The organism is Klebsiella sp. CN_Kp106 (assembly GCF_040064575.1).
GTDB lineage: Bacteria > Pseudomonadota > Gammaproteobacteria > Enterobacterales > Enterobacteriaceae > Klebsiella > Klebsiella michiganensis.
Genome location: NZ_JBEAIG010000068.1, coordinates 262,567 through 286,161, shown reverse-complemented (window position 1 = coordinate 286,161; position 23,595 = coordinate 262,567). Strand labels below are relative to the sequence as shown.

Sequence of the window (23,595 nt, the reverse complement as noted above, 5' to 3'; positions counted from 1 at the left end):
TGTCCGGGCTACCGTTTGGCAGACGGCGGTGAACCCGTAGCCCGGGCAAGGCGCGATAAGCGCCGCCCCCGGGGGCCGGGCGCAGAGAGGGGGAGTTTCCCGGAGGCGATGCTGGCGCATCTGTCCGGGCTACCGTTTGGCAGACGGCGGTGAACCCGTAGCCCGGGCAAGGCGCGTCAAGCGCCGCCCCCGGGAGCCGGGCGCAGAGGATTTAGCGTCAGAAACGGGATTAGCGGGTGGTGCCGCGCAGCTTCAGCACGCTGGGGACAAAGACGTTTAGCGGCAGCGCGCGGCCATCGCGGGCTTTCTCAACCAGCAGGTTGACGCCCTGGCTGCCCATCATTTCTGAATGAATGCGCACCGTGGAGAGCGGCGGAAAGGTAAAACGCGCGGTGGGGATATCGTTAACGCTAATGAGCGAAATATCTTCCGGGATCGAGAGACCGCGTTCATGAATGGCGCGCAGCACGCCGATGGCGATAGAGTCTGACGCGACGAACAGCGCGGTGGGGAAATCCGCCTTTGCCAGCATCGTTTTTGCCAGCTCATAGCCGGAGGAGCTGGAAAACCCGCCGCGCCAGATATCTTCTTCCGAAACCACTCCCTTCAGGCGGCCATATTCGACGAAGGCCACTTCGCGGATGTCGGCTTTACCCGGCTCATCCTGGCCACCAATAAAGCCGATGCGCCGCGCGCCCTGGGCGATAAAAAAGTCGATAACTTCTTTGGCGATGCGCACCAGATCGATGTCGACGGCGTCATAGCTGCTGCCGGGTTCATGGAAATCAATAAAGCAGACGTTGTCGGTTAACGCCGTGGCGGCGTCGCGAATCGCCCGCGAAGGCTGGCCGACAATCAGAACGCCGGTCACTTTTTTCAGCTCGGGTAGCGCGTTGTTAAAGTAGCAGTTGGTCAACTCGATACCGAGCTTTTCGCATTGCGTTTCGATGCCGTGGCGGATCGCCAGATAGTAAGGATCGTTGATTTCCAGATCCTGCTGGTAGCTGTAGATGGCCAGAATATGGTGGTGGCCGACGGTGTGAACCTGAGCCTTACGCGAGCTGGTACTTTTATATTCCAGCTTTTCCGCCACCTCAAGAATGCGATGTTTTGTCTCTTCTTTCACGTTGAGAGTGGGGTCGTCGTTTAAAACGCGGGAAACCGTCGCCAGTGAAACGCCTGCTTCGGTCGCGATATCTTTTAGTGTGGCCATTGTTTTCCTTATCTGACGTTGCCCCATCGACGCAAACCATTGTAAAGCAAGCGCGGGCAGCTGCATCTCTTTTCAGTAAATTTCCGCCGTATTATTCATCCCCGCCGCAGCGTTTCCACCGCGCAAAAGAGTGATGAATCTAACATTCTTCGCACTATTATGCGGAAACCTCGCCGACATTTGTTATCTTTTACTAAAATTTTACTTGGGAGGTGCAAGATGGAAACGGTGCTTTATGCTGATTTTGCCAGACTGGAAATGCGTACGGGAAAAATTGTGGCGATAAAACGACATGAGAATGCCGACAAGCTCTATATTGCCCGGATTGATGTTGGCGATCGCACGCTGCAGACGGTAACCAGCCTCGTGCCGTACTACAGCGAAGAAGAGCTGCTGGGAAAAACGGTCGTGGTCCTGTGTAATCTGGCGAAAGCCAAAATGCGCGGTGAAACCTCGGAGTGCATGCTGCTTTGCGCCGAAACGGACGATGGCAGCGAAAGCGTACTGCTTACGCCGGAAAGGGCGATGCCTGCTGGCGTGCGGGTGGTATAACGCAATGCCCTCTCCCTGTGAGGGAGAGGGCAGGTCACTACGCCTCTTCCACCGAAACCCGCAGCGCCGCCAGCGCCAGGCGGGCCGCTTTTAGCACCTGTTCACACTGCTCAGGGGTCAGCGTCAGCGGCGGTTCAATGCGGATCGTCCTTGCGTTGTTGAGCGTTCCTGCCACCAGTACGCGCTGGCGGAACATCTCGCTGGCAAAGTCATAGCCGATTTCGTTATCGACAAACTCAATGGCCATCAGCATACCTTTGCCGCGCACGTCATTCACCAGATCCGGATATTCGCGGGCCAGCTGGCGGAAGCCGTCCAGCAGCATGTCGCCTTTCTGCTCCGCCTGCGCGGGCAGGTTTTGCGTCAGCAGCACGTTGATGGTCGCCAGCGCCGCCGCGCAGGCCAGCGGGTTGCCGCCGAACGTGGTGGTATGCAGGAACGGGTTATCGAACAGCACCGAGAATACCTCTTCGGTGGCGACCGTTGCGCCAATCGGCATGACGCCGCCGCCCAGCGCTTTGGCAAGGCACAGAATGTCCGGCTGGACGTTTTCATGCTCGCAGGCGAACATCTTGCCGGTGCGCCCCATGCCGGTTTGCACTTCATCGAGGATCAGCAGCGCGCCAAACTCGTCGCACAGCTTGCGCACCGCGGGCAGATAGCCCGGCGGCGGCAGAATCACCCCGCCTTCGCCCTGAATAGGCTCAAGGAGCACCGCCGCGACGTCATCGCCGGTCTTTTTGCACTCGCTCAGCAGGGTGCGCATCGCGTTGATATCGCCAAAAGGCACGTGACGGAATCCCGGCAGCAGCGGCATAAAAGGCTTACGGAAAGTCGATTTCGCGGTGGCCGAAAGCGCGCCCAGCGACTTACCGTGAAACGCGCCGCTGGTGGCGACGAAGGTAAACTTGCCGCGCGGAGACTGATAAGCCTTCGCCAGCTTTAACGCCGCTTCGACCGATTCGGTACCGCTGTTGCTAAAGAAGCTGTATTTCAGTTTGCCCGGCGTTAAGGCCGCCAGGGTTTTAGCCAGCATGGCCCGCAGCGGGTCCAGCAGTTCCTGACTATGAAGGGGTTGTTTAGCGAGCTGATTTTCGACGGCGGAAACGACAACTGGATTACGGTGCCCTACATTAAAAATCCCAAACCCACCCAGGCAGTCGATAAACTCCTGTCCCTGAGTGTCGACAAGCGTATTTAACCCTCCCGCTTGCCACTCTACGGCTCCGTAATCCCCGCCAGCAGTGACCGATTTTCGATACGCTAAAAACCCCGGGTTCACATGCTCTTTAAAGTATTCCCTGACCTCCTGGTTAAGTGATTTCATCTCCTCATGATCGAGCGTTCGCTTCTCAATGAGATTCAGTGCGTGTGCGCTGCAGGCCAGAGCCGATGCGCTGGACGGTAACCTGTTCAAAATATGCTCCTGGGCGGGGCGTATCACATGATACTGAATTAAGTATTGCAGGGATTACGCCACTTCGGCGCGAGCCAGGAAAATCGGGATAAACGCAACGTGAAATTGCGGTTGAGCAAAATTTAATCTTATCGCGAAATTATTGGCATGTTTTACTCCTGAAGGCGTGAAACCATGCGCAGAAGGGGTCCCGCCGCGTGCTTCGCGGCGGTGCAGGCTGCCCGGCGATGGGGCAGAGGGCTAGTCGAGCTGGGAGATTTCCATTGCCGCGCGGTCAATGACGCCGACGATCTGCTTTAGCTGAGCTTCGGTTATTTCCTGCTGGTTAACCCTTAAATCCAGTACCGCCTTAAAATTCTCCAGCGCGCGCTTCATCTGCGGATTTTTACGCAGTTCACAGCCCACCATGCGCGCCTGCAGCCTGGTCTGAATATGCTCCAGCTGCTCCAGGTTCTCCGCGTGCAGCTGACTGCCTTCGGCGGTAATGGCGATTTTTTTGCGGCCGTTTTCGTCAGCCACGCTGATTAATCCCTGATCCTGAAGTAAATCGAGCGTCGGGTAGATGACGCCGGGGCTCGGGCTGTAGTTGCCCTGGGTCAGGGTTTCGATCTCTTTAATCAGTTCGTAACCGTGGCTGGCATTGCGGGTGAGGATGTCCAGAATCACCAGGCGCAGCTCGCCGTGACCAAAGAAGCGCTGCCGGCGTCCGCCGCCTCTGCGACCGTGCTCGCCGTGTTCGCTATGTTCCCCGTGGCGTCCGCGTGGGCCATGGCCTTCTTCGTGATGGTGTCTCATGTTTTTCTCCTGTGATTATTTGATATATCTAATTTATATCTAAAAATAATAAAGTAGCAACAAAGTAGTGAATGTATTTTTTATTTAATTGATATTTAACGTTTTAATTTTTGATTTTGGCTTTTGTGGCGTTTTTCTATGACTATATCAAAAAACGCTTGCATTCTTTTTTAATGGCAATCATTATCATTTGCAAGATTTTTAGATATATCTATTCCGTTCACGAAGGCGATGAAAGATGACAACGACCAGACACCCCAAATACCCGCAGCGCGTACGTAATGAACTGCGCTTCCGTGAGTTAACCGTATTGCGCGTCGAGCGTATCGGCAGCGCATTCCAGCGCGTCGTGCTGGGCGGAGAGGCGCTGGAAGGCTTTGTTTCCCAGGGTTTTGACGACCACACCAAGCTCTTTTTCCCGGCCGCGGGCGCTGCGTTCACGCCGCCGGAGGTGACGGATGAAGGCATTAACTGGGGCGATGGCGTGCGTCCGGCGACCCGCGACTATACGCCGCTGTACGACGCCGGGCGTCATGAGCTGGCGTACGACTTTTTTATTCACGATGGCGGTATTGCCAGCAGCTGGGCGCTGACGGCGAAAACGGGCGATAAGCTGGTGATCGGCGGGCCGCGCGGTTCGCTGGTGGTGCCGGAAGATTACGCCTGGCAGCTGTATGTGACCGATGAGTCAGGCATGCCCGCGCTGCGCCGCCGTCTGCTGGGATTGCAGCAGCTTCCGACGCGCCCGCAGGTCGCGGCGATCGTCACCATTGGCGATGAGTCTTATCAAGATTACCTGGCCGATCTCGATGGTTTTCATATCGAGTGGGTGGTGGGACATCACTCCACTGCCGTGGCCGAGCGCCTGACGCGAATTGCGGTGCCGGCTGAGGATTATTTTATCTGGCTGACCGGGGAAGGCGCGGTAGTGAAATCGCTGCTGGCGCGCTTTGAAGGCCCGGAGATTGATCCGCAGCTGGTGCGTTCGCAGGCCTACTGGCACAGCAAATAAGCGTGGAGAAACCCCGGGTTGCGGCTGGCGCCTTACCCGGGCTACCGGACCGCAGACGGCTGTTAACCCGCAGCCCGGGCAAGGCGCGTTAAGCGCCGCCCCCGGGAGCAGCGCGCAGAGCGGCTGAATTTCCCGGAGGCGATGCAGTGCACCTGTCCGGGCGACCGGTCCGCAGACGAGGGGGAACCCGTAGCCCGGGCAAGGCGCGTTAAGCGCCGCCCCCGTGAGCAGAGCTCAGAGTGGCTGAATTTCCCGGAGGCGATGCTGCGCATCTGTCCGGGCGACCGGCTTGCAGACGGGGGTGAACCCGTAGCCCGGGCAAGGCGCGTTAAGCGCCGCCCCCGGGAGCAGAGCGCAGAGTGGCAGAATTTCCCGGAGGCGATGCTGCGCATCTGTCCGGGTGACCGGCCCGTAGACGGTGGTGAAACTGTAGCCCTGCTAAGCGCAGCGCGAGCAGGGGAGACTATTTCTGCGCCAGCGCTTTAAATACCATGGCCACCGCGTGGGCGCCGGGGTCCATATTGCCGCGCAGGCTATCGCTGTTCAGATACGATGCGCGCCCGGCGCCCGCTTTGCTGGCGTGAAGCGTACGATCCGCGCCCGCCTGCGCCGCGGCGAAAGCCGCCTGCAGGTTATCCGGTTCGGCCAGCAGCGCCGTTAGCGCCGGCTGCAGGGCGTCAATCATGGTCCGGTCGCCTTCATCCGCACCGCCGTAAAACTTCATCTGCGCCAGACCGGCGTTTAATGCTTCGGCGACGCTTGCCCCCTGTTCCAGCTTCTGCCCGGCGGCGGTAAAGAAAATCGACATCAGCACGCCGCTGGAGCCGCCCATCACAACCGTCAGACGCTCGCCAATCAGGGCAAACAGCGTGGCGAGGTTAGCCAGCGGCAGCTGACGACGCTGAAGTAAGTCGGCGATGTCGCGCGCGCCGGCGGCGAAGGTGGAGCCGGTATCGCCGTCGCCGACTTTCGCATCCAGCGCGTTAAGGTCTGCTTCCAGCCCGGACAGCGTGCCGGTCACACGTTCCACGTAGCCCGCAACTTCGCTGTTCTCCGAGGGCGCAAACTCCACCCGCGTACTGCGCAGCGATGATGGCATCACGCTGACCGCGCGCGGCTGTACCGGCGTCTGCCAGCCGGCGGTTTCTACCGCGGAAAGCAGCGCCTTCTCAATGCTCTCTTCCAGCACGATGGCGGTGAGGGAGAAACCTTTCATATCCAGCGCGGTGACCAGCGACGCCGGGCCTATCAGCCAGTCGATACGCTGATGCAGCGGAGTATTGGCCAGCTCGCGGGTCAAAATCGCCATTTCGGCAATCGACACGCCGCCGAGATTATTGATCATCACCGCCAGGCGGCCGGTTTCCGGCAGGGCGGCGCTGAGCTTCTCTACCATTAGCGTAACGATTTCCGCGCTGTTCTGCGTAGCGATAACCGAAGCGCCCGGTTCGCCGTGGATCCCCATCCCCAGCTCGGCCTGATCCGGATGATGGCGCGGAGTCGTTTCCGCATCCTGCGGCAGATGACAGCTGGAAAGGGCCAGGCCAAGGCTGAAGGTGTGTCTGGCGGCATACTGCGCTTCGCGCAGCACGGTTGCCAGATTGTGGCCGCGTTCGGCGAAGTAGCCGGCCACTTTATGCACCAGAATCGTCCCGGCAATGCCGCGCGGATGTTTGTTATCCGGCAGCGAAATATCATCGCCGACGATCAGCATTTCGACGTTATAGCCCATACGGCGCGCTTTCTCCGCGGCGAGGCCGAAGTTCAGACGATCGCCGGTGTAGTTCTTGACGATCAGCAGGCATCCGGCATCGCCGGTCACGGCCTGGATGGCGGTCAGCACCGCATCGACGCTCGGCGAGGCAAACAGATCGCCGCAGACGGCGGCGGTCAGCATGCCTTTACCGACAAAGCCCGCGTGGGCCGGTTCGTGACCGGAACCGCCGCCGGAGATTACCGCCACGTTGTTTTTGTCGAGATCGCGACGCACCACCACGCGAATGGCGGGATCGCTCTCCAGCCGCGCCAGGTTATTCCACGGGCTGGCGATAATGGTCCCTTCAATCACTTCGTTGACGAGGTTGGCGCGCTGATTAAAAAAGAATTGAGACATAACGGATCCTGAAAGTTAAGCGAGTTCCCGGAGGGGACAGCCTCCGGGGCGGAAAGGTTAGGGCAGGTTAGCCGCGAATCACGCGTTTGCCGGGAATATCAAGGATGACGTTCTCGCCATCTTGCAGCGTCAGGGCACCGCTCTGCTGGCACAGCATCGCGATACCCGCCTGGCGGGCGATAATGGCGCCGTGAGAGAGCTCGCTGCCGGCCTGCAGGCAGATCCCCTTCACCTGCTCTGCGTTAAGCTGCAGGACGGTTGAAGGGAAGATATCGTCGGCAACGAGGATCGAAGGCGCGCTAAACTGCGGCAGCGCTTCATCGCGCTCGTTAAGGTGACGCAGCGTGCGGTGCAAAATATCTTCAATATCAATATAGCGCGCCTGCAGGTAAGCATCGTCGAGATGGCGATATTGTTGGCTTAAATCGCTCAGCACCTGTTGCCAGGCCCACGCCGCGCTGCACTGCTCGTCGCGTATGATGTCGCACGCCGCTGCGTATAAATCAGGGTCATCGAGCAGGGTATGATGCCCGGAGAAGATCGCCGCGATGTCGGCGGAAAACGTCGCCTCTGCCAGAGTCGTCAGCGCGCTAAGGTCTTCCAGCGTCCGGTCGATGGCCCGTTTCAGCCGCAGCTGCTGCTGGCCGATGGCGGCGCTCGTTTCCCGCGAGATCCTGTCCTGCGGCTGGGGATAAAGCACGACCTTACCCTCAACGCGGTCGGCGCTGGCGGGCCGACGCGCGGGCGCCGCCTCGGTTGGCTCGCCGAAGTTCTCCGCCGCCAGCGCCTGGAACGCCGCCAGCGCGGCGTCGGCGTCCGGGCCGCGGGCAAGCAGCCTTAAGGTATCGTTCCGGCGCACCTGAAGCAGGGCGATTTGGTTGAGGCTGTCCGGCGTGACGCATTTACCCCCTTTCTCCAGCACCAGGTCGGCATTGAATCCCGCCAGCGCGGCGACCAGCTTTGACGCCGGACGAACGTGCAGGCCGTTGTGGTTTTGAATCACCACGGAAACCGAGCGCGCGTCGCGGTCGTCGACCGGCGCGGCGGCCAGCGAAGCGTGTTGCGGTTGCGATGGTAACCCCAGCTGTACGCGTTTTGCCTCCAGCGCGTTCATGGCGTCTTCGATCACCTTGTCGATGCCGGCTCCGGCGGCGGCGCTCACCGTCGCCGCCAGAGTCCCTTCCACCAGCGGCGCCGCGCACAGGCGAACCTTCGCCGCAATGGCCGGATCGAGGAGATCCAGCGCGGTTTCGGCGCTCAGCAGGGCGCTGCCGATATCCATCATCACCAGGATATGATCGGCGTCGGCGACGGACTCGATGGCTTCCATAACCTTAATGGGATCGGTGCCGATCGGACTGGCGGGATCGTCAATTCCGGCGGCGATCGCCAGCTTACAGCCATCGTTCATTAACATCTGCCGGGCCAGTTCTCCGACACCTTCGCCCAGACGGGCGCTATGAGAAACAATAACCAGGTTTACCATCGCGTTTTCCTTACTCTTTGGCCGCTGCGGCCAGCATCTGAACCATCAACATCACCGAGGTCGCGCCCGGATCCTGGTGCCCGATGCTGCGTTCGCCCAGGTAGCTGGCCCGCCCTTTGCGAGCCTGCATGGCGATCGTGGCGTGGACGGCGGCTTGCGCCTGTTCGCAGGCAGCATCAAGGGCGCCTGGTATCGACAGGTGCTGTTCGCTGGACTGGCTCAACGATTCCACCACCGGCAGCCAGACGTCGCACATGGTTTTATCGCCCGGCTCGGCTTTGCCGCGATTCACCACCCCTTCCGCGCCTTCGCGAAAGGTCTGATAGAGCTCCTCCAGGGTCAGGCTCTGGTGGGCCTGGGTCACCTGAGCGGCGCGGATAAAGAAGGTGCCGAACAGAGGGCCGCTGGCCCCGCCGACGTTGGAGAGCAGCGTCATACCGGTATTTTTAAGAATAAAACCAATGTCTTTATCGGCAATCGACGGCAGCTTTTCCACCACCTTGCTAAAACCGCGATGCATATTCAGGCCGTGGTCGGCATCGCCGATTTCCCGGTCCAGACCGGTCAAAAAATCGCTCTCTTTGGTGAAAATATCGCCGCAGCGATAGAGCCAGTCTACGATTTGCGTTCTGCTTAATGACATGTCGTTGCTCCTTATTTGCCCCAGTTCAGCGCCGGGGTGTGTACCGGGGCGTCCCATAATGCCAGCGTCTCTTCATCGGCCTTTAGCAGGGTGATGGAAAAGCCCACCATATCCAGAGAGGTACAGTAGCTGCCGATAAGGTTGCGCGCGATAACGATACCGGCCTCCTCGCAGCGCTGCGTCAGACGGTTATAGACGCCGTAGAGTTCGGACAGCGGCGTGGCGCCGAGGTTGTTGACCAGTGCGATAACCCGATCGCCTTTTTGCAGCGCCTGCTTGGTCTGCGTGACCTCCTGCCACGCGCCTTTCACGTTGTCCCAGTGGCGCAGCGTGCGGCTATAGGCGCCGTTTTCCAGCAGGGTATCGAACATTTCGTCAACGGTGCGATCGAGAGAGGTGAAGCGGCGGCGGTCGATGCCCGGTTCGCCGTGAATGCCGACGCCGAACTCCATCTCATCGTCCTGCAGTTCGAATGAGGGTTGCCCGGCGGCCGGAACGGTGCAGGCGCCGAGCGCGATGCCGATAGAGTGGCCGAGGTTGTTGAGCTTGCGCCCCAGTTCGGCGCAGGCTTCCAGCGAGTCGCCGCGTTCGGCGGCCGCGCCCACCAGTTTTTCAATCAGCACGGTATTCGCCACGCCGCGCCGCCCGGCGGTATAGAGGCTGTCTTTCACCGCCACGTCGTCATCGACTACCACGGTGGTAACCTTGACGCCGCTTTCGTGCAGCAGCTCGGTGGCGGTTTCGAAGTTAAGAATATCGCCGGTGTAGTTTTTGATAATCAGCAGCACGCCTTCGCCGCCGTCGATGGTCATGGCGCACTCAAACATTTTATCCGGCGTCGGGGAGGTGAAAATTTCTCCCGGGCAGGCCCCGGAAAGCATGCCCTGGCCAATATAGCCGCAGTGCATCGGCTCGTGGCCGCTGCCGCCGCCGGAGAGCAGCGCCACTTTCCCGGCCACCGGCGCATCGGCGCGGGTGACGTAGACCGGATCCTGGTGCAGCGTCAGTTCAGGGTGGGCTTTTGCAAGGCCAGCCAGTTGTTCACTCAGGACATCTTCGACACGGTTAATCAGTTTTTTCATTGTTTATGCTCCGTCGGAGTTTCGATGCGGCCTCTCTGCTGACGGAGGCGATCATCGTGTAGGGGTACCGCCTGACGATATGCGATATCGGGCGATGTATTGATTCTGGCTGAGTTGGCGGGAAAAAAAATCGCCATAAAATGAGTTTCATTACGAAACGTAATTATTAATTGTTGTTCCTTAATGAAACATTTTTGCGCAAGGAAAGGGAAAAATGCGAAGTAAGGCGCCTCTTTCACCTCGCTTCATCAGCGTGGAAAGCCCGCTCAGAGAAATAATTTTGCCCCTTCTTGCCGCCCGTGGTGGTGAAAAACGTCGACGATCGTCCGGCTGGTGACCTTCTTTTGCGCCAAAGGGGCGGATCGAGATCGCAATCCCATCGTTTCACATGAATTCATGTTTCAATATGAAACAATATAATTTATGTCCTGTTTCATATCGGGACAAAAAGGGGAAAGATTTTTTTGCCCGCGGCTCGCCCTACAGTGATGGCATCGCTCAGGTAGCGCTTTCGTCCCCGCCTTTGATGTAAGGCCGGACGGAGAAACACCGGGGCTCATCATGTCAAAACATGCACTTATTTGAGGGTGAACGGAATGCTAAAAGTTATTCAATCTCCAGCCAAATATCTCCAGGGACCAGATGCATCCACGCTGTTTGGGCAATACGCCAAAAACCTGGCGGACAGCTTTTTCGTGATTGCCGATGACTTCGTGATGAAGCTGGCGGGAGAGAAAGTGCTGGAAGGTTTGCACAGCCACAACATCAGCTGCCATGCGGAGCGCTTCAACGGCGAATGCAGCCACGTTGAGATCAATCGCCTGATCGCCATTCTGAAACAGCACGGCTGCCGCGGCGTGGTGGGCATCGGCGGCGGCAAGACGCTCGATACGGCGAAAGCCATTGGCTACTACCAGAAGCTACCGGTGGTGGTGATCCCGACGATCGCCTCCACCGATGCGCCAACCAGCGCGCTGTCGGTTATCTACACCGAAGCCGGCGAGTTTGAAGAGTATCTGATCTACCCGAAAAATCCGGACATGGTGGTGATGGATACGGCGATTATCGCTAAAGCGCCGGTGCGCCTGCTGGTGGCCGGGATGGGGGATGCGCTTTCAACCTGGTTTGAAGCCAGGGCCTGCTATGACGCCAGAGCCACCAGCATGGCCGGCGGCCAGTCGACGGCAGCGGCGCTGAGCCTGGCGCGCCTGTGCTATGATACGCTGCTGGCGGAAGGCGAAAAAGCCCGCCTCGCCGCCCAGGCCGGCGTGGTGACCGATGCGCTGGAACGCATCGTTGAAGCGAATACCTACCTCAGCGGTATCGGCTTTGAAAGTAGCGGTCTGGCCGCCGCGCACGCCATTCACAACGGTTTCACCATCCTCGAAGAGTGCCACCATCTGTACCATGGCGAGAAAGTGGCGTTTGGTACTCTGGCGCAGCTGGTGCTGCAAAATAGTCCGATGGAAGAGATCGAAACGGTGCTGAACTTCTGCCATACCGTCGGGCTGCCGGTTACGCTGGCGCAAATGGGCGTTAAAGAGGGCATCGATGAGAAAATTCAGGCAGTCGCCAAAGCGACCTGCGCGGAAGGTGAAACCATTCATAACATGCCGTTCCCGGTCAGCGCGCAGAGCGTGCATGCGGCGATTCTGACCGCCGACCTGCTCGGACAGCAGTGGCTGGCGCGCTAATTTAGCGTCGACCTGCCCCGTCTCATTTAAGCGATGAGACGTTTTCTCCCCCTCTGGCGGTAGCCGCCGGAGGGGTTGTCGTTTATGAAACAGCGGATAGGGATATGACTGCGCAGACTCAGAGCTTTCCTTTGGTGATAACCCAGTCGTGGCATCGCTGCAGCAAGTTTATGCAGCGGGAAACCTGGCAGACGCCGCATCAGGCGCAGGGGCTGACGTTTGAATCGATTTGTCGGCGCAAGACCGCGCTGTTGACGATTGGTCAGGCGGCGCTGGAGGATGCCTGGGAGTTTATGGATAACCGCCCCTGCGCGCTGTTCATCCTCGATGAGTCCGCCTGTATTCTTAGCCGCTGCGGCGATCCGCAGACCCTCGACCAGCTGGCGGCGCTGGGATTTCATGACGGCAGCTACTGCGCGGAAAGCATTATCGGCAGCTGCGCGCTTTCGCTGGCCTCCATGCTCGGGCAGCCGGTCAAAACGACGGGCGAGGAGCATTTTAAACATGCGCTGCACGGATGGTCGTTTAGCTCCACGCCGGTGTTTGATAACCACGGGCGTCTGTTCGGTTCCATTTCCCTGTGCTGCCTGACGGAAGAACAGGCTTCGCCTGATCTCTCCCTGACCCTGGCTATCGCCCGGGAAGTCGGCAACTCGCTGCTCACTGATAGCCTGCTGGCCGAGTCGAATCGCCATCTTAACCAGATGTACGGTCTGCTGGAGAGCATGGATGACGGGGTGATGGCGTGGAACGAGCAGGGGATTTTGCAGTTTCTTAACGTGCAGGCGGCGACTCTGCTGCATCTTGATGCCCAGGCCAGCCAGGGGAAAAATATTAATGAGCTGGTGACGCTGCCGGCCCTGCTGCGTCGGGCCATTAAGCACGCGCGCGGGCTGAACCATGTGGAGGTCACCTTCGAAAGCCAGCATCAGTTTGTCGACGCCGTGATTACGCTCAAGCCAATCGTTGAAGAGCAGGGCAACAGTTTCATTCTGCTGCTGCATCCGGTCGAGCAGATGCGCCAGCTGATGACCAGCCAGCTTGGCAAAGTGAGCCATACCTTTGAACAGATGTCGGCGGACGACCCGGAAACCCGGCGGCTGATTCACTTTGGCCGCCAGTCGGCGCGCGGCACTTTTCCGGTGCTGCTGTGCGGTGAAGAGGGGGTGGGTAAGGAGCTGCTCAGCCAGGCGATTCACAATGAGAGCGAGCGGGGCGGCGGGCCGTATATCGCGGTCAACTGTCAGCTGTATGCCGACAGCGTCCTGGGCCAGGATTTTATGGGCAGCGCGCCGACGGACGATGAAAACGGCCGCCTTAGCCGTCTTGAGCTGGCCAACGGCGGGACGCTGTTTCTGGAAAAAATCGAATACCTGGCGCCGGAGCTGCAGTCCGCGCTGCTGCAGGTGATCAAACAGGGGGTTTTAACCCGTCTGGATGCCCGCCGCTTGATTCCGGTAGACGTTAAAGTGATCGCCACCACCACCGTCGATCTTGCCAATCTGGTGGAGCAAAACCGCTTTAGCCGCCAGCTTTACTACGCGCTGCACTCCTTTGAAATCGTTATCCCACCGCTGCGCGCGCGGCGTAACAGTATTCCTTCGCTGGTGCACAATCGCCTTAAGAGCCTGGAAAAGCGCTTTTCCTCGCGACTGAAAATGGATGAAGATGCGCTGGCGCAGCTGGTGGCCTACTCCTGGCCGGGCAACGATTTTGAGCTGAACAGCGTGATTGAAAATATCGCCATTAGCAGCGATAACGGCCATATCCGGCTGAGTAATTTGCCGGAATATCTGTTTGCCGAGCGGCCCGGCGCCGACGCGGGCTCCTCGCTGCTGCCCGCCAGCCTGACCTTTAGCGCCATTGAGAAAGAAGCGATTATCCATGCCGCCCGCGTGACCAGCGGGCGGGTGCAGGAGATGGCGCAGCTGCTGAATATTGGCCGCACCACGCTGTGGCGAAAAATGAAACAGTACGATATCGATGCCGGCCAGTTTAAGCGCGGACGTATGGAGTAGTTTCCTGTGGGGAGTAGTACGGAATAGTCGAGCAGAAAAGCACCACGCAAGCGTTTAGCTGCGGTCTGAATCAAAGAAAGGCAACGATCTCTTTGATATCCCGGCGAAGATGGGTCCATAGTGTCATCATGTTCATTACGTGGTTAATTTTAAGGATAAGAGTATGCCAACAGCAATCGATAAAGCCCTGGATTTTATTGGTGGTATGAACACATCGTTGTCGGTGCCGAATACTATGGATGAAAGTACCGCTAAGGGAATTTTGAAGTATTTGCATGAACTAGGCGTACCGGCAAATCCTGCCGACGTCATGGCCCGGGGTGAAAAGGAGGGATGGGATGCCGGGTTCACGGAAAAAGTGGCCGGCTGGGCGGAAAAAATTGCCTCCGGTAACCGGATCGTCATTAAAAACCCGGAATTCTTCACCGTCTATATGCGCGAACAGCTGCAGGCGCTGGTGTAAGCCGCCTGTCGCGAACCTCGCGTTAAGCTGCGGCGCCCCGAGGGGGCCGCACAATGCAAAAGGGCCGACGATTTCTCGTCAGCCCTTGCTGTATCTGGTGGCCCCTGCTGGACTTGAACCAGCGACCAAGCGATTATGAGTCGCCTGCTCTAACCACTGAGCTAAGGGGCCGTGGCGAGGGATTATAAAGTAACTGTTCCCCGCAATCCAGCCTAAAAATCACGCCTGCTGTTTTTATAAACAACGCATTTTCAATCCTTTATAATTACCTTTTAGGCATTGAGCTGGGGAAAACATGATTAACGATATTCTGGCGCCGGACCTGAGGGTGGTCTTTTGCGGTATCAATCCGGGGAAGTCTTCCGCCCATACCGGTTTTCATTTCGCCCATCCGGGCAATCGCTTCTGGAAAGTGATTCACCAGGCCGGCTTTACCGACCGTCTTCTGAAACCCGAGGAGGAACTGCAGCTGCTGGATACCCGCTGCGGGATTACGATGCTAGTCGAACGCCCGACGGTGCAGGCCAGCGAGGTTGAGCTGCTGGAGCTCCGCGACGGTGGCCGTGAACTGGTCAGAAAAATGGAAGAGTATCAGCCGCGCGCGCTGGCGATCCTGGGTAAACAGGCCTTCGAGAAAGCATTTCAGGTGCGCGGCGTAAAATGGGGCAAGCAGCAGGTGACCATTGGGGCGACGGAAGTGTGGGTGCTGCCGAATCCCAGCGGCCTCAACCGGGCGACGCTGGATAAACTGGTGGAGGCCTACCGGGAGCTTGACGAGGCGCTGGCCACGCGAGGGCTTTAATGCATTTCCGACGACAAAAGGGTTACGGCTTTCACCCCGGTCGTCGGCGGCTGGCTTAAGCCTGAGGCTTTAGTCAGCTTTTTCGCAATCGCTAATATTCCCTTTTTCTATCATGAATAAGAGGGCGTCAAAAGCGAAGTCGAGAAAGGCTTTACGGTCTTTCTCAAGGTGACGTAAAAGACATTCTTCTCTGTATGAGGACTTTTCCATTAGCCCGGTCAGGCAGAGCCAGAACAGCATCATGACGTCCGCGACGGGAGCATTTAATCCAATCTCTTTTTTTTCGGCGGCGTCTGTGATTCGCTTTGCGATAATCTGGTGGATCTGTTCTCCAGTCATAGCGATATTTTTCAACGCCTTATTGTTTTTAGTGATTTTTTCAGAACAGGCGATCTTCCCGGCTATCGCGGAAAAGTAGGCAAGGCTTGTTTCGTGGAGAGCCATCAGCGCATGGCACAGCTCGCGATAAAATTCGCGAAATGAATTTTGCCGATTGGCGATTGGTACAAGCTCCTGATAGAAACGCGCCATTACCTCCAGGATAAGATGATCCAGAATATCCTTTTTATTGTCGAAATAGGTATAAAGCGTGGTTTTACTAAAACCGGCTTCATGTGCGATCTCATCCATGGTGGTACTTTCTATTCCACGGCTTAGAAATAATGTATTAGCGGTGGTTAAAATAACCGTTCTATTAAAATCAGCCAGCTGAATTTTACGCTTGCTATTCATTTCATTTCCCTATGATTTGCCTGCGGTTTTAGGCGTAAATACGCCCCATCAACCAACCAATAGTACAATCGTAAAACCATGAGTCCAGCGGTTTAATGGCACATAAATAAATAATAAGAATAAGACCTGGATATATATTGATGGGTTTTATATTGGGGTTTTAATATTTATTAAATAAATGGTTTCTGCTTAGATATAAAAAAAGCCAGTCATGTGACTGGCTTTTCAGGGGACGCGGCGATAATTAATCGTCGAGGAAGCTACGCAGCACTTCAGAACGGCTCGGATGGCGCAGTTTACGCAGCGCCTTCGCTTCGATCTGACGAATACGTTCGCGGGTTACGTCAAACTGTTTACCCACTTCTTCCAGCGTGTGATCGGTATTCATGTCGATACCAAAGCGCATACGCAGGACTTTCGCTTCACGGGCGGTCAGGCCAGCCAGAACGTCGTGGGTGGCGGCGCGCAGGCTCTCGGTGGTGGCAGAGTCCAGCGGCAGCTCGAGGGTGTTATCCTCGATAAAATCTCCCAGATGCGAATCTTCATCGTCGCCAATCGGCGTTTCCATGGAGATAGGCTCTTTGGCGATTTTCAGCACCTTACGAATTTTGTCTTCCGGCATCAGCATGCGTTCGGCCAGCTCTTCCGGCGTCGGCTCACGGCCCATCTCCTGCAGCATCTGGCGGGAAATACGGTTGAGCTTGTTGATAGTCTCAATCATATGCACCGGAATACGGATGGTGCGCGCCTGGTCTGCGATAGAGCGGGTGATCGCCTGACGGATCCACCAGGTTGCGTAGGTGGAGAACTTGTAGCCGCGGCGGTATTCAAACTTATCAACCGCCTTCATCAGACCGATGTTGCCTTCCTGGATCAGATCGAGGAACTGCAGACCGCGGTTGGTGTATTTCTTGGCGATCGAGATAACCAGACGCAGGTTCGCTTCAACCATCTCTTTCTTCGCACGGCGCGCTTTCGCTTCACCGATGGACATACGACGGTTGATATCTTTTACCTGCTCGATGGTCAGGCCGGTCTCTTGTTCAATCTGCTGCAGTTTCATCAGGCCGCGCTGAACGTCTTCTTTCACGTCAAGCAGCTTCTCTGACCACGGCTTGTTCATGGCGATGGCCGCATTGAACCAGGTTTCGCTGGTTTCGTTGCCGGTGAACAGAGTGATGAAGTTTTTCTTCGGCATTTTGCACTGCTCAACGCACAGCTTCATGATGATACGTTCTTGAGTACGAACGCGATCCATCATGATACGCATGCTGTTAACCAGGTAATCGAACTGCTTCGGTACCAGACGGAACTGTTTGAACACTTCGGACAGCTTGAGGATCTCTTCCTGCGCTGCGGCGTGGCTACGACCTTTCGCTTTGATGGTGTCGCGGGTCAGTTCGTACTGCGTACGCAGCTCGGCGAATTTCTCGCGCGCCAGCTCGGGGTCGATGCTGTTGTCGTCATCGCTGCTGTCGTCGTCTTCTTCTTCATCTTCGTCTTCGTCGTCATCCATCTCTTCCTGAGAGAGTTCAGAACCGACGTGCGTCGCCGTTGGCGCCATATCTTCTTCGGCGTTCGGGTCGACAAAACCGGTGATCAGATCGGACAGACGCGCTTCTTCCGCTTCAACGCGATCGTACTGCTCCAGCAGATAGGTGATCGCTTCAGGGTATTCAGCCACCGAGCACTGAACCTGGTTAATGCCGTCTTCGATACGTTTAGCGATGTCGATTTCGCCTTCGCGCGTCAGCAGTTCGACGGTACCCATTTCACGCATGTACATGCGCACCGGGTCGGTTGTGCGTCCGATTTCAGACTCAACGCTGGAGAGAACCTGCGCCGCAGCTTCTTCCGCATCTTCGTCAGTATTGTTGTTCGTTTCAGCAAGCAAAAGATCATCGGCATCCGGTGCTTCTTCCATCACCTGAATGCCCATGTCGTTGATCATTTGGATGATGTCTTCGATCTGGTCGGAGTCGACGATATCTTCCGGCAGATGGTCATTGACCTCGGCATAGGTCAGATAGCCTTGCTCCTTACCACGTTGGACAAGAAGCTTCAGCTGTGACTGCGGGTTTTGCTCCATAAGACGGTATCCACACTTAATTCGTTTGATTGGTGTAAGCAGGCGAACTGCCAACATTTAAAGCGAGGGCGTACTTATATTATTGCCGCTGCGCCTCGAGCGGCTGTCGGGGTCTTCCCGAACGATATTCGGCACTTAAGCCGTTCAATGCGTTATCTTTCAAGTTGTCTCTGCGTTAGCTACGTTCTCTCATCCTGGTCATGTGCTTGTGCGCACTCCCGGGGATTCGTTCTCTTGCTGCCTTGATACAACTTGAATGAGTTTGTCTTTCGTTTATTTTTTGGCCAGTTCCTGGCTGATGGTCCAGAGTTCCCGGCGCTCTTCACTGCTTAAGCCGTGCGTGCGGTCGCGAGCTATCAACTCTTCTTGCCGCAGCTCCAGCAGTGAATCAAACATATGGTTGAGCGAGTCGGTGAAGGTTTTTTCAGCAATATCCTTATCTGCTATATCGTCCCACATCGACAGTTTTTCAAGGGTTGCGGCCTCATTTGTGCCGCGATACTGCTCTAACAGCAGCCCGGTGGTCAGGCCCGGCTGTGCCAAACAGGTTTTAACCAGTTCGTTGAACAACCCAAGCCCCGGCATTTTACGCGGGTCCAGCCCTTCCAGGGGCGGTACCAGCGGCGCCAGATCCGGGTTTTGTACCAGTAACCCTATCAGTATACGCATGGTCGTGCGTTTTAGCTGCGGAGCAGGGCGCTGGATGCCATTTTCAGACTGTTTTGGCATTAAACGTTCAAGCTGCGCATCATCTAAAATTCCCAGCTTATTGCCTAACTCCTGGCGCAGGTAAATGCGCAGCGTTTCACCCGGCACCTGCGTTATCAGCGGCAGCGCTAAGGTACTCAGCTGCGCGCGGCCGTCCGGGGTGCTCAAATCCACCTGCGGTAGCAGGCTGTTGAACAAAAACGTGGAGAGCGGCTGAGCTTGCTCCATCCGCGCTTCAAATGCGGCTTTCCCTTCTTTGCGCACCAGCGTATCCGGGTCTTCGCCATCCGGCAGAAACATAAAGCGCAGCTGGCGCCCGTCGGTCATATACGGCAGCGCCGTTTCCAGCGCGCGCCAGGCGGCATCGCGGCCAGCCCGGTCGCCGTCGTAGCAGCAAACCACCTGATTGGTGACCCGGAACAACAGCTGAATATGGTCAGCGGTCGTCGACGTTCCCAGCGACGCAACGGCATAGTTAATGCCGAACTGCGCCAGAGCCACCACGTCCATATAACCTTCGACCACCAGCAGGCGGGGCGGTTCAGCGTTATCCTGCTGCGCTTCATAAAGACCGTACAGCTGGCGGCCTTTATGGAAAATATCGGTCTCCGGGGAGTTCAGGTACTTCGGCATGGCGTCACCCAGCACGCGACCACCAAAACCAATCACCCGGCCTCGCTTATCGCGGATGGGGAACATCACCCGTTCGCGGAAGCGGTCGTAACTGCGTCCCTGATCGTTAGTGACCAGCATGCCCGCATCAATCAGCGACTGGCGGTTTTCTTGATTACCGCCAAAACGTTTTAAAACGTTGTCCCAACCGGGAGGGGCGTAGCCAATCGCGAAGCGCGTAATCACCTCGCTGCTTAAGCCGCGTTTTTCCAGATACTGGCGCGCGGGGCCGGCGGCGGGTTGCATCAGAGACTGTTGATAAAACGTGTTCAGACCATCCATCAGCTGATAGAGATTTTGCCGCTGATGGCGCTCAATCTGGCTGGGTCCGCTACCTGCTTCATACGGCACGTCTAGATTATGCATGGCAGCCAGCTCTTCGACGGTTTCCACGAACTCGAGCTTGTCGTAGTTCATCAGGAAGTCGATAGCGTTGCCGTGCGCACCGCAGCCGAAGCAGTGGTAAAACTGTTTTTCACCGTTGACGGTGAAAGAGGGGGTTTTTTCGTTATGGAACGGACAGCACGCGTGAAAATTTTTGCCCTGCTTTTTCAGCTTTACCCGGGCATCGATCAGATCGACGATATCGGTGCGCGCCAGCAGGTCATTGATAAATACTCGTGGAATTCGTCCAGCCATATGCCCCGTTTTATACACGTTACCCTTCAAGCTGCCTCTGCGTTGGCTTCGCTCGTTCACCCTGTCACTTACTTCGGTAAGCTCCGGGGACTCACTCCCTTGCCGCCTTGATGCATCTTGAATGATTGAGTGTATATGCTAATGCATAAACGAAAATAAGCCGCGCATTCCTTTCGGAAGCACGGCCTTACAACTACAACTCGGTCTGAATTGAGAGCCTGGCTCCCAACAGATTAGTACAGACGAGTGCGGCGTGCGTTTTCGCGAGCCAGTTTCTTCGCGTGACGTTTCACTGCGGAAGCTTTAGCGCGTTTACGTTCGGTAGTCGGTTTTTCATAGAACTCACGACGACGAACTTCCGCCAGAACACCTGCTTTTTCGCATGAACGTTTGAAGCGACGCAGCGCTACGTCGAACGGCTCGTTTTCACGTACTTTAATTACCGGCATGTAACTCTCACCTTTGATAAATTCGGTTTGCCGCTGGCATCAGCGCCAGCTTATTTCAAAATGGTGCGGAATTTTACTGCAATTGCTGCTGCTTTGTAAAGCACCGACGCGATTTTTGAAAGGGACTTTTATAAGGACAGGGAGTATACACGAAGTGAACGCCAGGGGTGAGGAAAGTTTTACATCAACCCGCATTGGTCCTACACTGCGCGGTATTGAAACGAGGTAAAACTAGCCATGCGTGTACTGGGAATTGAAACATCCTGCGATGAAACCGGCATCGCCATTTATGACGACGAAAAAGGTCTGTTAGCCAACCAGCTGTATAGTCAGGTGAAATTACACGCTGACTACGGCGGCGTGGTGCCCGAGCTGGCCTCGCGCGACCACGTACGTAAAACCGTCCCCCTGATTCAGGCGGCGCTCAAGGAAGCCGGGCTGACGGCAAAGGATATCGATGCCGTTGCGTATACGGCGGGCCCCGGCCTGGTGGGCGCGCTGCTGGTCGGCGCAACGGTTGGCCGTTCGCTGGCGTTCGCCTGGAACGTGCCGGCGATCCCGGTACACCATATGGAAGGGCACCTGCTGGCGCCGATGCTGGAAGATAATCCGCCGCAGTATCCTTTTGTCGCGCTGCTGGTTTCCGGCGGCCATACCCAGCTGATCAGCGTCACCGGCATTGGCCAGTATGAACTGCTGGGCGAATCGATTGACGACGCGGCGGGCGAAGCCTTCGATAAGACAGCGAAACTGCTGGGGCTGGATTATCCCGGCGGCCCGATGCTGTCGAAGATGGCCTCCCAGGGCACCGAAGGGCGCTTTGTCTTCCCGCGCCCGATGACCGACCGCCCCGGGCTGGATTTCAGCTTTTCTGGCCTCAAGACCTTTGCCGCGAACACCATTCGCAGCAACGGCGATGACGATCAAACCCGCGCCGATATCGCCCGCGCTTTCGAAGATGCGGTCGTGGATACGCTGATGATTAAGTGCCGCCGCGCGCTGGATCAAACCGGCTTTAAACGGCTGGTGATGGCGGGGGGCGTCAGCGCGAACCGTACGCTGCGCGCAAAGCTGGCGGAAATGATGAAAAAGCGCGGTGGTGAAGTCTTCTACGCTCGTCCTGAATTCTGTACCGATAACGGCGCGATGATTGCCTATGCGGGGATGGTCCGTCTGCGCTCCGGCGCTAAAGCGGAGCTCGGCGTCACCGTTCGTCCGCGCTGGCCGCTGGCCGAGCTTCCGGCGGCATAACGTCTGATATTTCACAGGCCGACGTCCTGTCGGCCTGCCTTCGCGACTTATTCCATACTCTTACACAGCGAGCAAATCGCCCCCTGGTGCTTGTGCGAATGCATCACGTCAGGACGTTCGTACTCTTCCCGGCAGCTCAGGCAGCGGTAAACGGTGATCGACGCGTTACCCTGCGCATCGTAGCGCGGCTCGGCGATACCATCATCGTGCTGTTTAATGTAATAGCGCCCGCGGGTGGCGATCCCCATGACCGGCGTCATCACGAAAGCCACCGCCAGCGCAATCAGCGGCGAGAACGGCGCCAGCGTTTCGCCCAACAGGCCGAAGAAGGCGCTAATCGAAAGTCCTGCCGCGAGGGCAAAAGAGACCACGCCTACCGGGTTGACGTTGTAGATCATCCCGCGGCGATACTCCGGCTGCGCCGGCGCCAGCTTCAGCACCCCTTTGTTGACGGTGATGTCGGTGGCGACCACCACCACCCAGGCGATGGCAAAGTTAGAATAGAAGCCAAGGATCCACGCCAGAGCGCTAAACATGTCGCCTTCCATCAGGGCAAGGGCAATCGTCAGGTTGACGATGACGAAAATAATCCGCCCCGGATAACGTTTGGTGGTGCGCGTCCAGGCGCTGGTCCACGCCAGAGAGCCGGAATAGGCGTTGGTGACGTTAATTTTAATCTGCGAGATAACCACCAGCACCACCGCGAGGGTGAGCGCCAGCCAGCCGGGGACCAGGTTATCGAAGACGCTGACGAACTGTTGCACCGGTTCGGTGTTGTGCACCGCCGGGAAGCGGGTCAGCAGATAGAAGCCGAGGAAAGCGCCGATAATCTGTTTAATCGCGCCTAATACGACCCAGCCCGGGCCGGCGGAGAACACCGCCAGCCACCAGCTTTTGCTGTTTTCCGCGGTCTTCGGCGGCATAAAGCGCAGATAGTCGATCTGCTCGCCAATCTGCATGATCAGCGACAGGCAGACCCCCGCGCCGAGCATAATGGCGGTTAAATCTACCGTTGAGGCGTTGTTTTTACCGGCGAAGTTCATAAAGCCGTCCACCAGATCCGGATCTTTGGCGATAAGCCACGCCACCGGAACCACCATCAGGACCAGCCACAGCGGTGTCGTCCAGACCTGAAGGCGAGTCAGCGCCTTCATGCCGTAGACCACCAGCGGCAAGACCATCAGCGTGGCGATGAGGTAGCCCATCCACAGCGGGATCCCCAGGCCCACCAGCAGCCCCTGCGCCATGATCGAGCCTTCAAGCGCGAAGAAGATAAAGGTAAATCCGGCGAAGATAATGCTGGTGATCACCGAACCAAAGTAGCCGAAACCGGCGCTGCGGGTGATCAGGTCGAGGTCGATGTTATAGCGCGCGGCGGTAATCGCCAGCGGAATACCGGTAAGAAAAATAACCAGTGCCGCCAGCAGGATCGCGTAAATCGCATTGGTGGTGCCCCAGGCCATGCCGATGCTGGCGCCGATAGAAAAGTCAGCCAGATAGGCGATGCCGCCCAATGCGGTCACCGCGACAACCCCCGGTCCCCAGCGGCGAAAGCTCAGCGGAGCATAGCGAAGGGTATAATCTTCCAGCGTTTCTTTGGAGCCGGAGGCACTGGTTTGCGCAGGTAAATCAGTTTTTATATCCAGTGATGACATAGTCATTCCTTAATGGTTAGGCATGACTGGAATTAGCAAACCTTATGCCACATCGCAGGGCAGGCGCTATCAGGGCTTCATGAAGGGGATGGTTAAAGAGAGGGCAGGGT

The 23,595-nt window shown here is 57.2% G+C and carries 19 protein-coding genes and 1 tRNA gene; 7 read left to right on the top strand and 13 right to left on the bottom strand.

Going from position 1 to position 23,595, the window contains the following annotated elements; translation table 11 throughout:
- Nucleotides 1-229: 229 nt before the first annotated feature.
- A complete protein-coding gene (gene ebgR, locus ABLU96_RS23480) occupies nucleotides 230-1,213 on the bottom strand; it encodes a transcriptional regulator EbgR (protein WP_032720237.1) in 984 nt (327 codons plus the stop codon).
- Nucleotides 1,214-1,432: 219 nt separating this feature from the next.
- Between ebgR and ABLU96_RS23475 the strand changes: the two genes are divergently transcribed.
- On the top strand, nucleotides 1,433-1,765 hold the full coding sequence (locus ABLU96_RS23475) for a tRNA-binding protein (protein WP_014226909.1): 333 nt from the start codon (nucleotides 1,433-1,435) through the stop codon (nucleotides 1,763-1,765).
- 37 nt (nucleotides 1,766-1,802) lie between these two features.
- Here the strand turns inward: ABLU96_RS23475 and ygjG are convergent, their stop codons facing one another.
- Together ygjG and ABLU96_RS23465 are read right to left on the bottom strand one after the other, a co-directional pair.
- Nucleotides 1,803-3,182 carry a putrescine aminotransferase gene (gene ygjG / locus ABLU96_RS23470; RefSeq protein ID WP_064404283.1) on the bottom strand — a complete coding sequence of 460 codons (1,380 nt, stop codon included), beginning with the start codon at nucleotides 3,180-3,182 and terminating at the stop codon, nucleotides 1,803-1,805.
- A 240-nt stretch (nucleotides 3,183-3,422) separates the two neighbouring features.
- Entirely contained in the window at nucleotides 3,423-3,977 is a 555-nt protein-coding gene (locus tag ABLU96_RS23465) for a PadR family transcriptional regulator (RefSeq protein ID WP_064404281.1), read from the bottom strand.
- A 238-nt stretch (nucleotides 3,978-4,215) separates the two neighbouring features.
- Here ABLU96_RS23465 and ABLU96_RS23460 point away from each other — a divergent pair, with 238 nt between their 5' ends.
- Nucleotides 4,216-4,989, top strand: a complete 774-nt coding sequence (locus tag ABLU96_RS23460; RefSeq protein WP_064404278.1) for a siderophore-interacting protein — start codon at nucleotides 4,216-4,218, stop codon at nucleotides 4,987-4,989.
- A gap of 463 nt (nucleotides 4,990-5,452) precedes the next feature.
- Here ABLU96_RS23460 and ABLU96_RS23455 read toward each other — a convergent pair whose 3' ends face one another.
- From ABLU96_RS23455 to dhaK, 4 genes are all read right to left on the bottom strand, one after another.
- On the bottom strand, nucleotides 5,453-7,102 hold the full coding sequence (locus ABLU96_RS23455; RefSeq protein WP_032720240.1) for a glycerone kinase: 1,650 nt from the start codon (nucleotides 7,100-7,102) through the stop codon (nucleotides 5,453-5,455).
- 67 nt (nucleotides 7,103-7,169) lie between these two features.
- A complete protein-coding gene (dhaM, locus tag ABLU96_RS23450; protein WP_064375095.1) occupies nucleotides 7,170-8,588 on the bottom strand; it encodes a dihydroxyacetone kinase phosphoryl donor subunit DhaM in 1,419 nt (472 codons plus the stop codon).
- A gap of 10 nt (nucleotides 8,589-8,598) precedes the next feature.
- Nucleotides 8,599-9,231 carry a dihydroxyacetone kinase subunit DhaL gene (dhaL, locus tag ABLU96_RS23445; protein WP_348862848.1) on the bottom strand — a complete coding sequence of 211 codons (633 nt, stop codon included), beginning with the start codon at nucleotides 9,229-9,231 and terminating at the stop codon, nucleotides 8,599-8,601.
- Between the two features lie 11 nt (nucleotides 9,232-9,242).
- Nucleotides 9,243-10,313 (bottom strand): dihydroxyacetone kinase subunit DhaK, encoded by a 1,071-nt coding sequence (gene dhaK, locus ABLU96_RS23440; RefSeq protein ID WP_009651831.1) that lies wholly within the window; start codon nucleotides 10,311-10,313, stop codon nucleotides 9,243-9,245.
- A 596-nt stretch (nucleotides 10,314-10,909) separates the two neighbouring features.
- Between dhaK and ABLU96_RS23435 the strand changes: the two genes are divergently transcribed.
- From ABLU96_RS23435 to ABLU96_RS23425, 3 genes are all read left to right on the top strand, one after another.
- Complete coding sequence (locus tag ABLU96_RS23435; RefSeq protein WP_009651847.1) at nucleotides 10,910-12,007, top strand: glycerol dehydrogenase; 1,098 nt, start codon at nucleotides 10,910-10,912, stop codon at nucleotides 12,005-12,007.
- Nucleotides 12,008-12,111: 104 nt separating this feature from the next.
- Complete coding sequence (dhaR, locus tag ABLU96_RS23430; RefSeq protein ID WP_348862846.1) at nucleotides 12,112-14,025, top strand: dihydroxyacetone kinase operon transcriptional regulator DhaR; 1,914 nt, start codon at nucleotides 12,112-12,114, stop codon at nucleotides 14,023-14,025.
- A 139-nt stretch (nucleotides 14,026-14,164) separates the two neighbouring features.
- Entirely contained in the window at nucleotides 14,165-14,488 is a 324-nt protein-coding gene (locus tag ABLU96_RS23425) for a DUF1889 family protein (RefSeq protein WP_071532228.1), read from the top strand.
- 95 nt (nucleotides 14,489-14,583) lie between these two features.
- Here ABLU96_RS23425 and ABLU96_RS23420 read toward each other — a convergent pair.
- Nucleotides 14,584-14,659: transfer RNA gene (locus tag ABLU96_RS23420), tRNA-Ile, on the bottom strand.
- Nucleotides 14,660-14,783: 124 nt separating this feature from the next.
- On the opposite strand from ABLU96_RS23420, the gene mug reads away from it, so the two are divergent.
- Nucleotides 14,784-15,290: a G/U mismatch-specific DNA glycosylase gene (gene mug / locus ABLU96_RS23415; protein ID WP_009651862.1), complete on the top strand. Its 507-nt coding sequence runs from the start codon at nucleotides 14,784-14,786 to the stop codon at nucleotides 15,288-15,290.
- Between the two features lie 69 nt (nucleotides 15,291-15,359).
- On the opposite strand, the gene ABLU96_RS23410 is transcribed toward mug, so the two are convergent.
- From ABLU96_RS23410 to rpsU, 4 genes are all read right to left on the bottom strand, one after another.
- A complete protein-coding gene (locus ABLU96_RS23410; protein WP_064404271.1) occupies nucleotides 15,360-16,022 on the bottom strand; it encodes a TetR/AcrR family transcriptional regulator in 663 nt (220 codons plus the stop codon).
- Between the two features lie 244 nt (nucleotides 16,023-16,266).
- The gene (rpoD, locus tag ABLU96_RS23405) at nucleotides 16,267-18,111 is read right to left on the bottom strand and encodes an RNA polymerase sigma factor RpoD (protein WP_004105908.1); all 1,845 of its coding nucleotides are present in this window, start codon (nucleotides 18,109-18,111) and stop codon (nucleotides 16,267-16,269) included.
- A gap of 273 nt (nucleotides 18,112-18,384) precedes the next feature.
- Nucleotides 18,385-20,130 carry a DNA primase gene (gene dnaG / locus ABLU96_RS23400; protein ID WP_014226898.1) on the bottom strand — a complete coding sequence of 582 codons (1,746 nt, stop codon included), beginning with the start codon at nucleotides 20,128-20,130 and terminating at the stop codon, nucleotides 18,385-18,387.
- 233 nt (nucleotides 20,131-20,363) lie between these two features.
- A complete protein-coding gene (gene rpsU, locus ABLU96_RS23395; RefSeq protein WP_001144069.1) occupies nucleotides 20,364-20,579 on the bottom strand; it encodes a 30S ribosomal protein S21 in 216 nt (71 codons plus the stop codon).
- Between the two features lie 237 nt (nucleotides 20,580-20,816).
- Between rpsU and tsaD the strand changes: the two genes are divergently transcribed.
- Nucleotides 20,817-21,830, top strand: coding sequence for a tRNA (adenosine(37)-N6)-threonylcarbamoyltransferase complex transferase subunit TsaD (gene tsaD, locus ABLU96_RS23390; protein WP_025105907.1), 1,014 nt, complete (start codon nucleotides 20,817-20,819; stop codon nucleotides 21,828-21,830).
- Nucleotides 21,831-21,877: 47 nt separating this feature from the next.
- On the opposite strand, the gene ABLU96_RS23385 is transcribed toward tsaD, so the two are convergent.
- Entirely contained in the window at nucleotides 21,878-23,485 is a 1,608-nt protein-coding gene (locus ABLU96_RS23385; protein WP_025105908.1) for a cytosine permease, read from the bottom strand.
- Nucleotides 23,486-23,595: the final 110 nt, after the last annotated feature.

What these genes read in the sequence shown, in the direction of transcription:
- ebgR (WP_032720237.1), bottom strand. Translation starts at nt 1,213, where the DNA reads ATGGCCACACTAAAAGATATCGCGACCGAAGCAGGCGTTTCACTGGCG.
- ABLU96_RS23475 (WP_014226909.1), top strand. Translation starts at nt 1,433, where the DNA reads ATGGAAACGGTGCTTTATGCTGATTTTGCCAGACTGGAAATGCGTACG.
- ABLU96_RS23465 (WP_064404281.1), bottom strand. Translation starts at nt 3,977, where the DNA reads ATGAGACACCATCACGAAGAAGGCCATGGCCCACGCGGACGCCACGGG.
- ABLU96_RS23460 (WP_064404278.1), top strand. Translation starts at nt 4,216, where the DNA reads ATGACAACGACCAGACACCCCAAATACCCGCAGCGCGTACGTAATGAA.
- ABLU96_RS23455 (WP_032720240.1), bottom strand. Translation starts at nt 7,102, where the DNA reads ATGTCTCAATTCTTTTTTAATCAGCGCGCCAACCTCGTCAACGAAGTG.
- dhaM (WP_064375095.1), bottom strand. Translation starts at nt 8,588, where the DNA reads ATGGTAAACCTGGTTATTGTTTCTCATAGCGCCCGTCTGGGCGAAGGT.
- dhaL (WP_348862848.1), bottom strand. Translation starts at nt 9,231, where the DNA reads ATGTCATTAAGCAGAACGCAAATCGTAGACTGGCTCTATCGCTGCGGC.
- dhaK (WP_009651831.1), bottom strand. Translation starts at nt 10,313, where the DNA reads ATGAAAAAACTGATTAACCGTGTCGAAGATGTCCTGAGTGAACAACTG.
- ABLU96_RS23435 (WP_009651847.1), top strand. Translation starts at nt 10,910, where the DNA reads ATGCTAAAAGTTATTCAATCTCCAGCCAAATATCTCCAGGGACCAGAT.
- dhaR (WP_348862846.1), top strand. Translation starts at nt 12,112, where the DNA reads ATGACTGCGCAGACTCAGAGCTTTCCTTTGGTGATAACCCAGTCGTGG.
- mug (WP_009651862.1), top strand. Translation starts at nt 14,784, where the DNA reads ATGATTAACGATATTCTGGCGCCGGACCTGAGGGTGGTCTTTTGCGGT.
- ABLU96_RS23410 (WP_064404271.1), bottom strand. Translation starts at nt 16,022, where the DNA reads ATGAATAGCAAGCGTAAAATTCAGCTGGCTGATTTTAATAGAACGGTT.
- rpoD (WP_004105908.1), bottom strand. Translation starts at nt 18,111, where the DNA reads ATGGAGCAAAACCCGCAGTCACAGCTGAAGCTTCTTGTCCAACGTGGT.
- dnaG (WP_014226898.1), bottom strand. Translation starts at nt 20,130, where the DNA reads ATGGCTGGACGAATTCCACGAGTATTTATCAATGACCTGCTGGCGCGC.
- rpsU (WP_001144069.1), bottom strand. Translation starts at nt 20,579, where the DNA reads ATGCCGGTAATTAAAGTACGTGAAAACGAGCCGTTCGACGTAGCGCTG.
- tsaD (WP_025105907.1), top strand. Translation starts at nt 20,817, where the DNA reads ATGCGTGTACTGGGAATTGAAACATCCTGCGATGAAACCGGCATCGCC.
- ABLU96_RS23385 (WP_025105908.1), bottom strand. Translation starts at nt 23,485, where the DNA reads ATGTCATCACTGGATATAAAAACTGATTTACCTGCGCAAACCAGTGCC.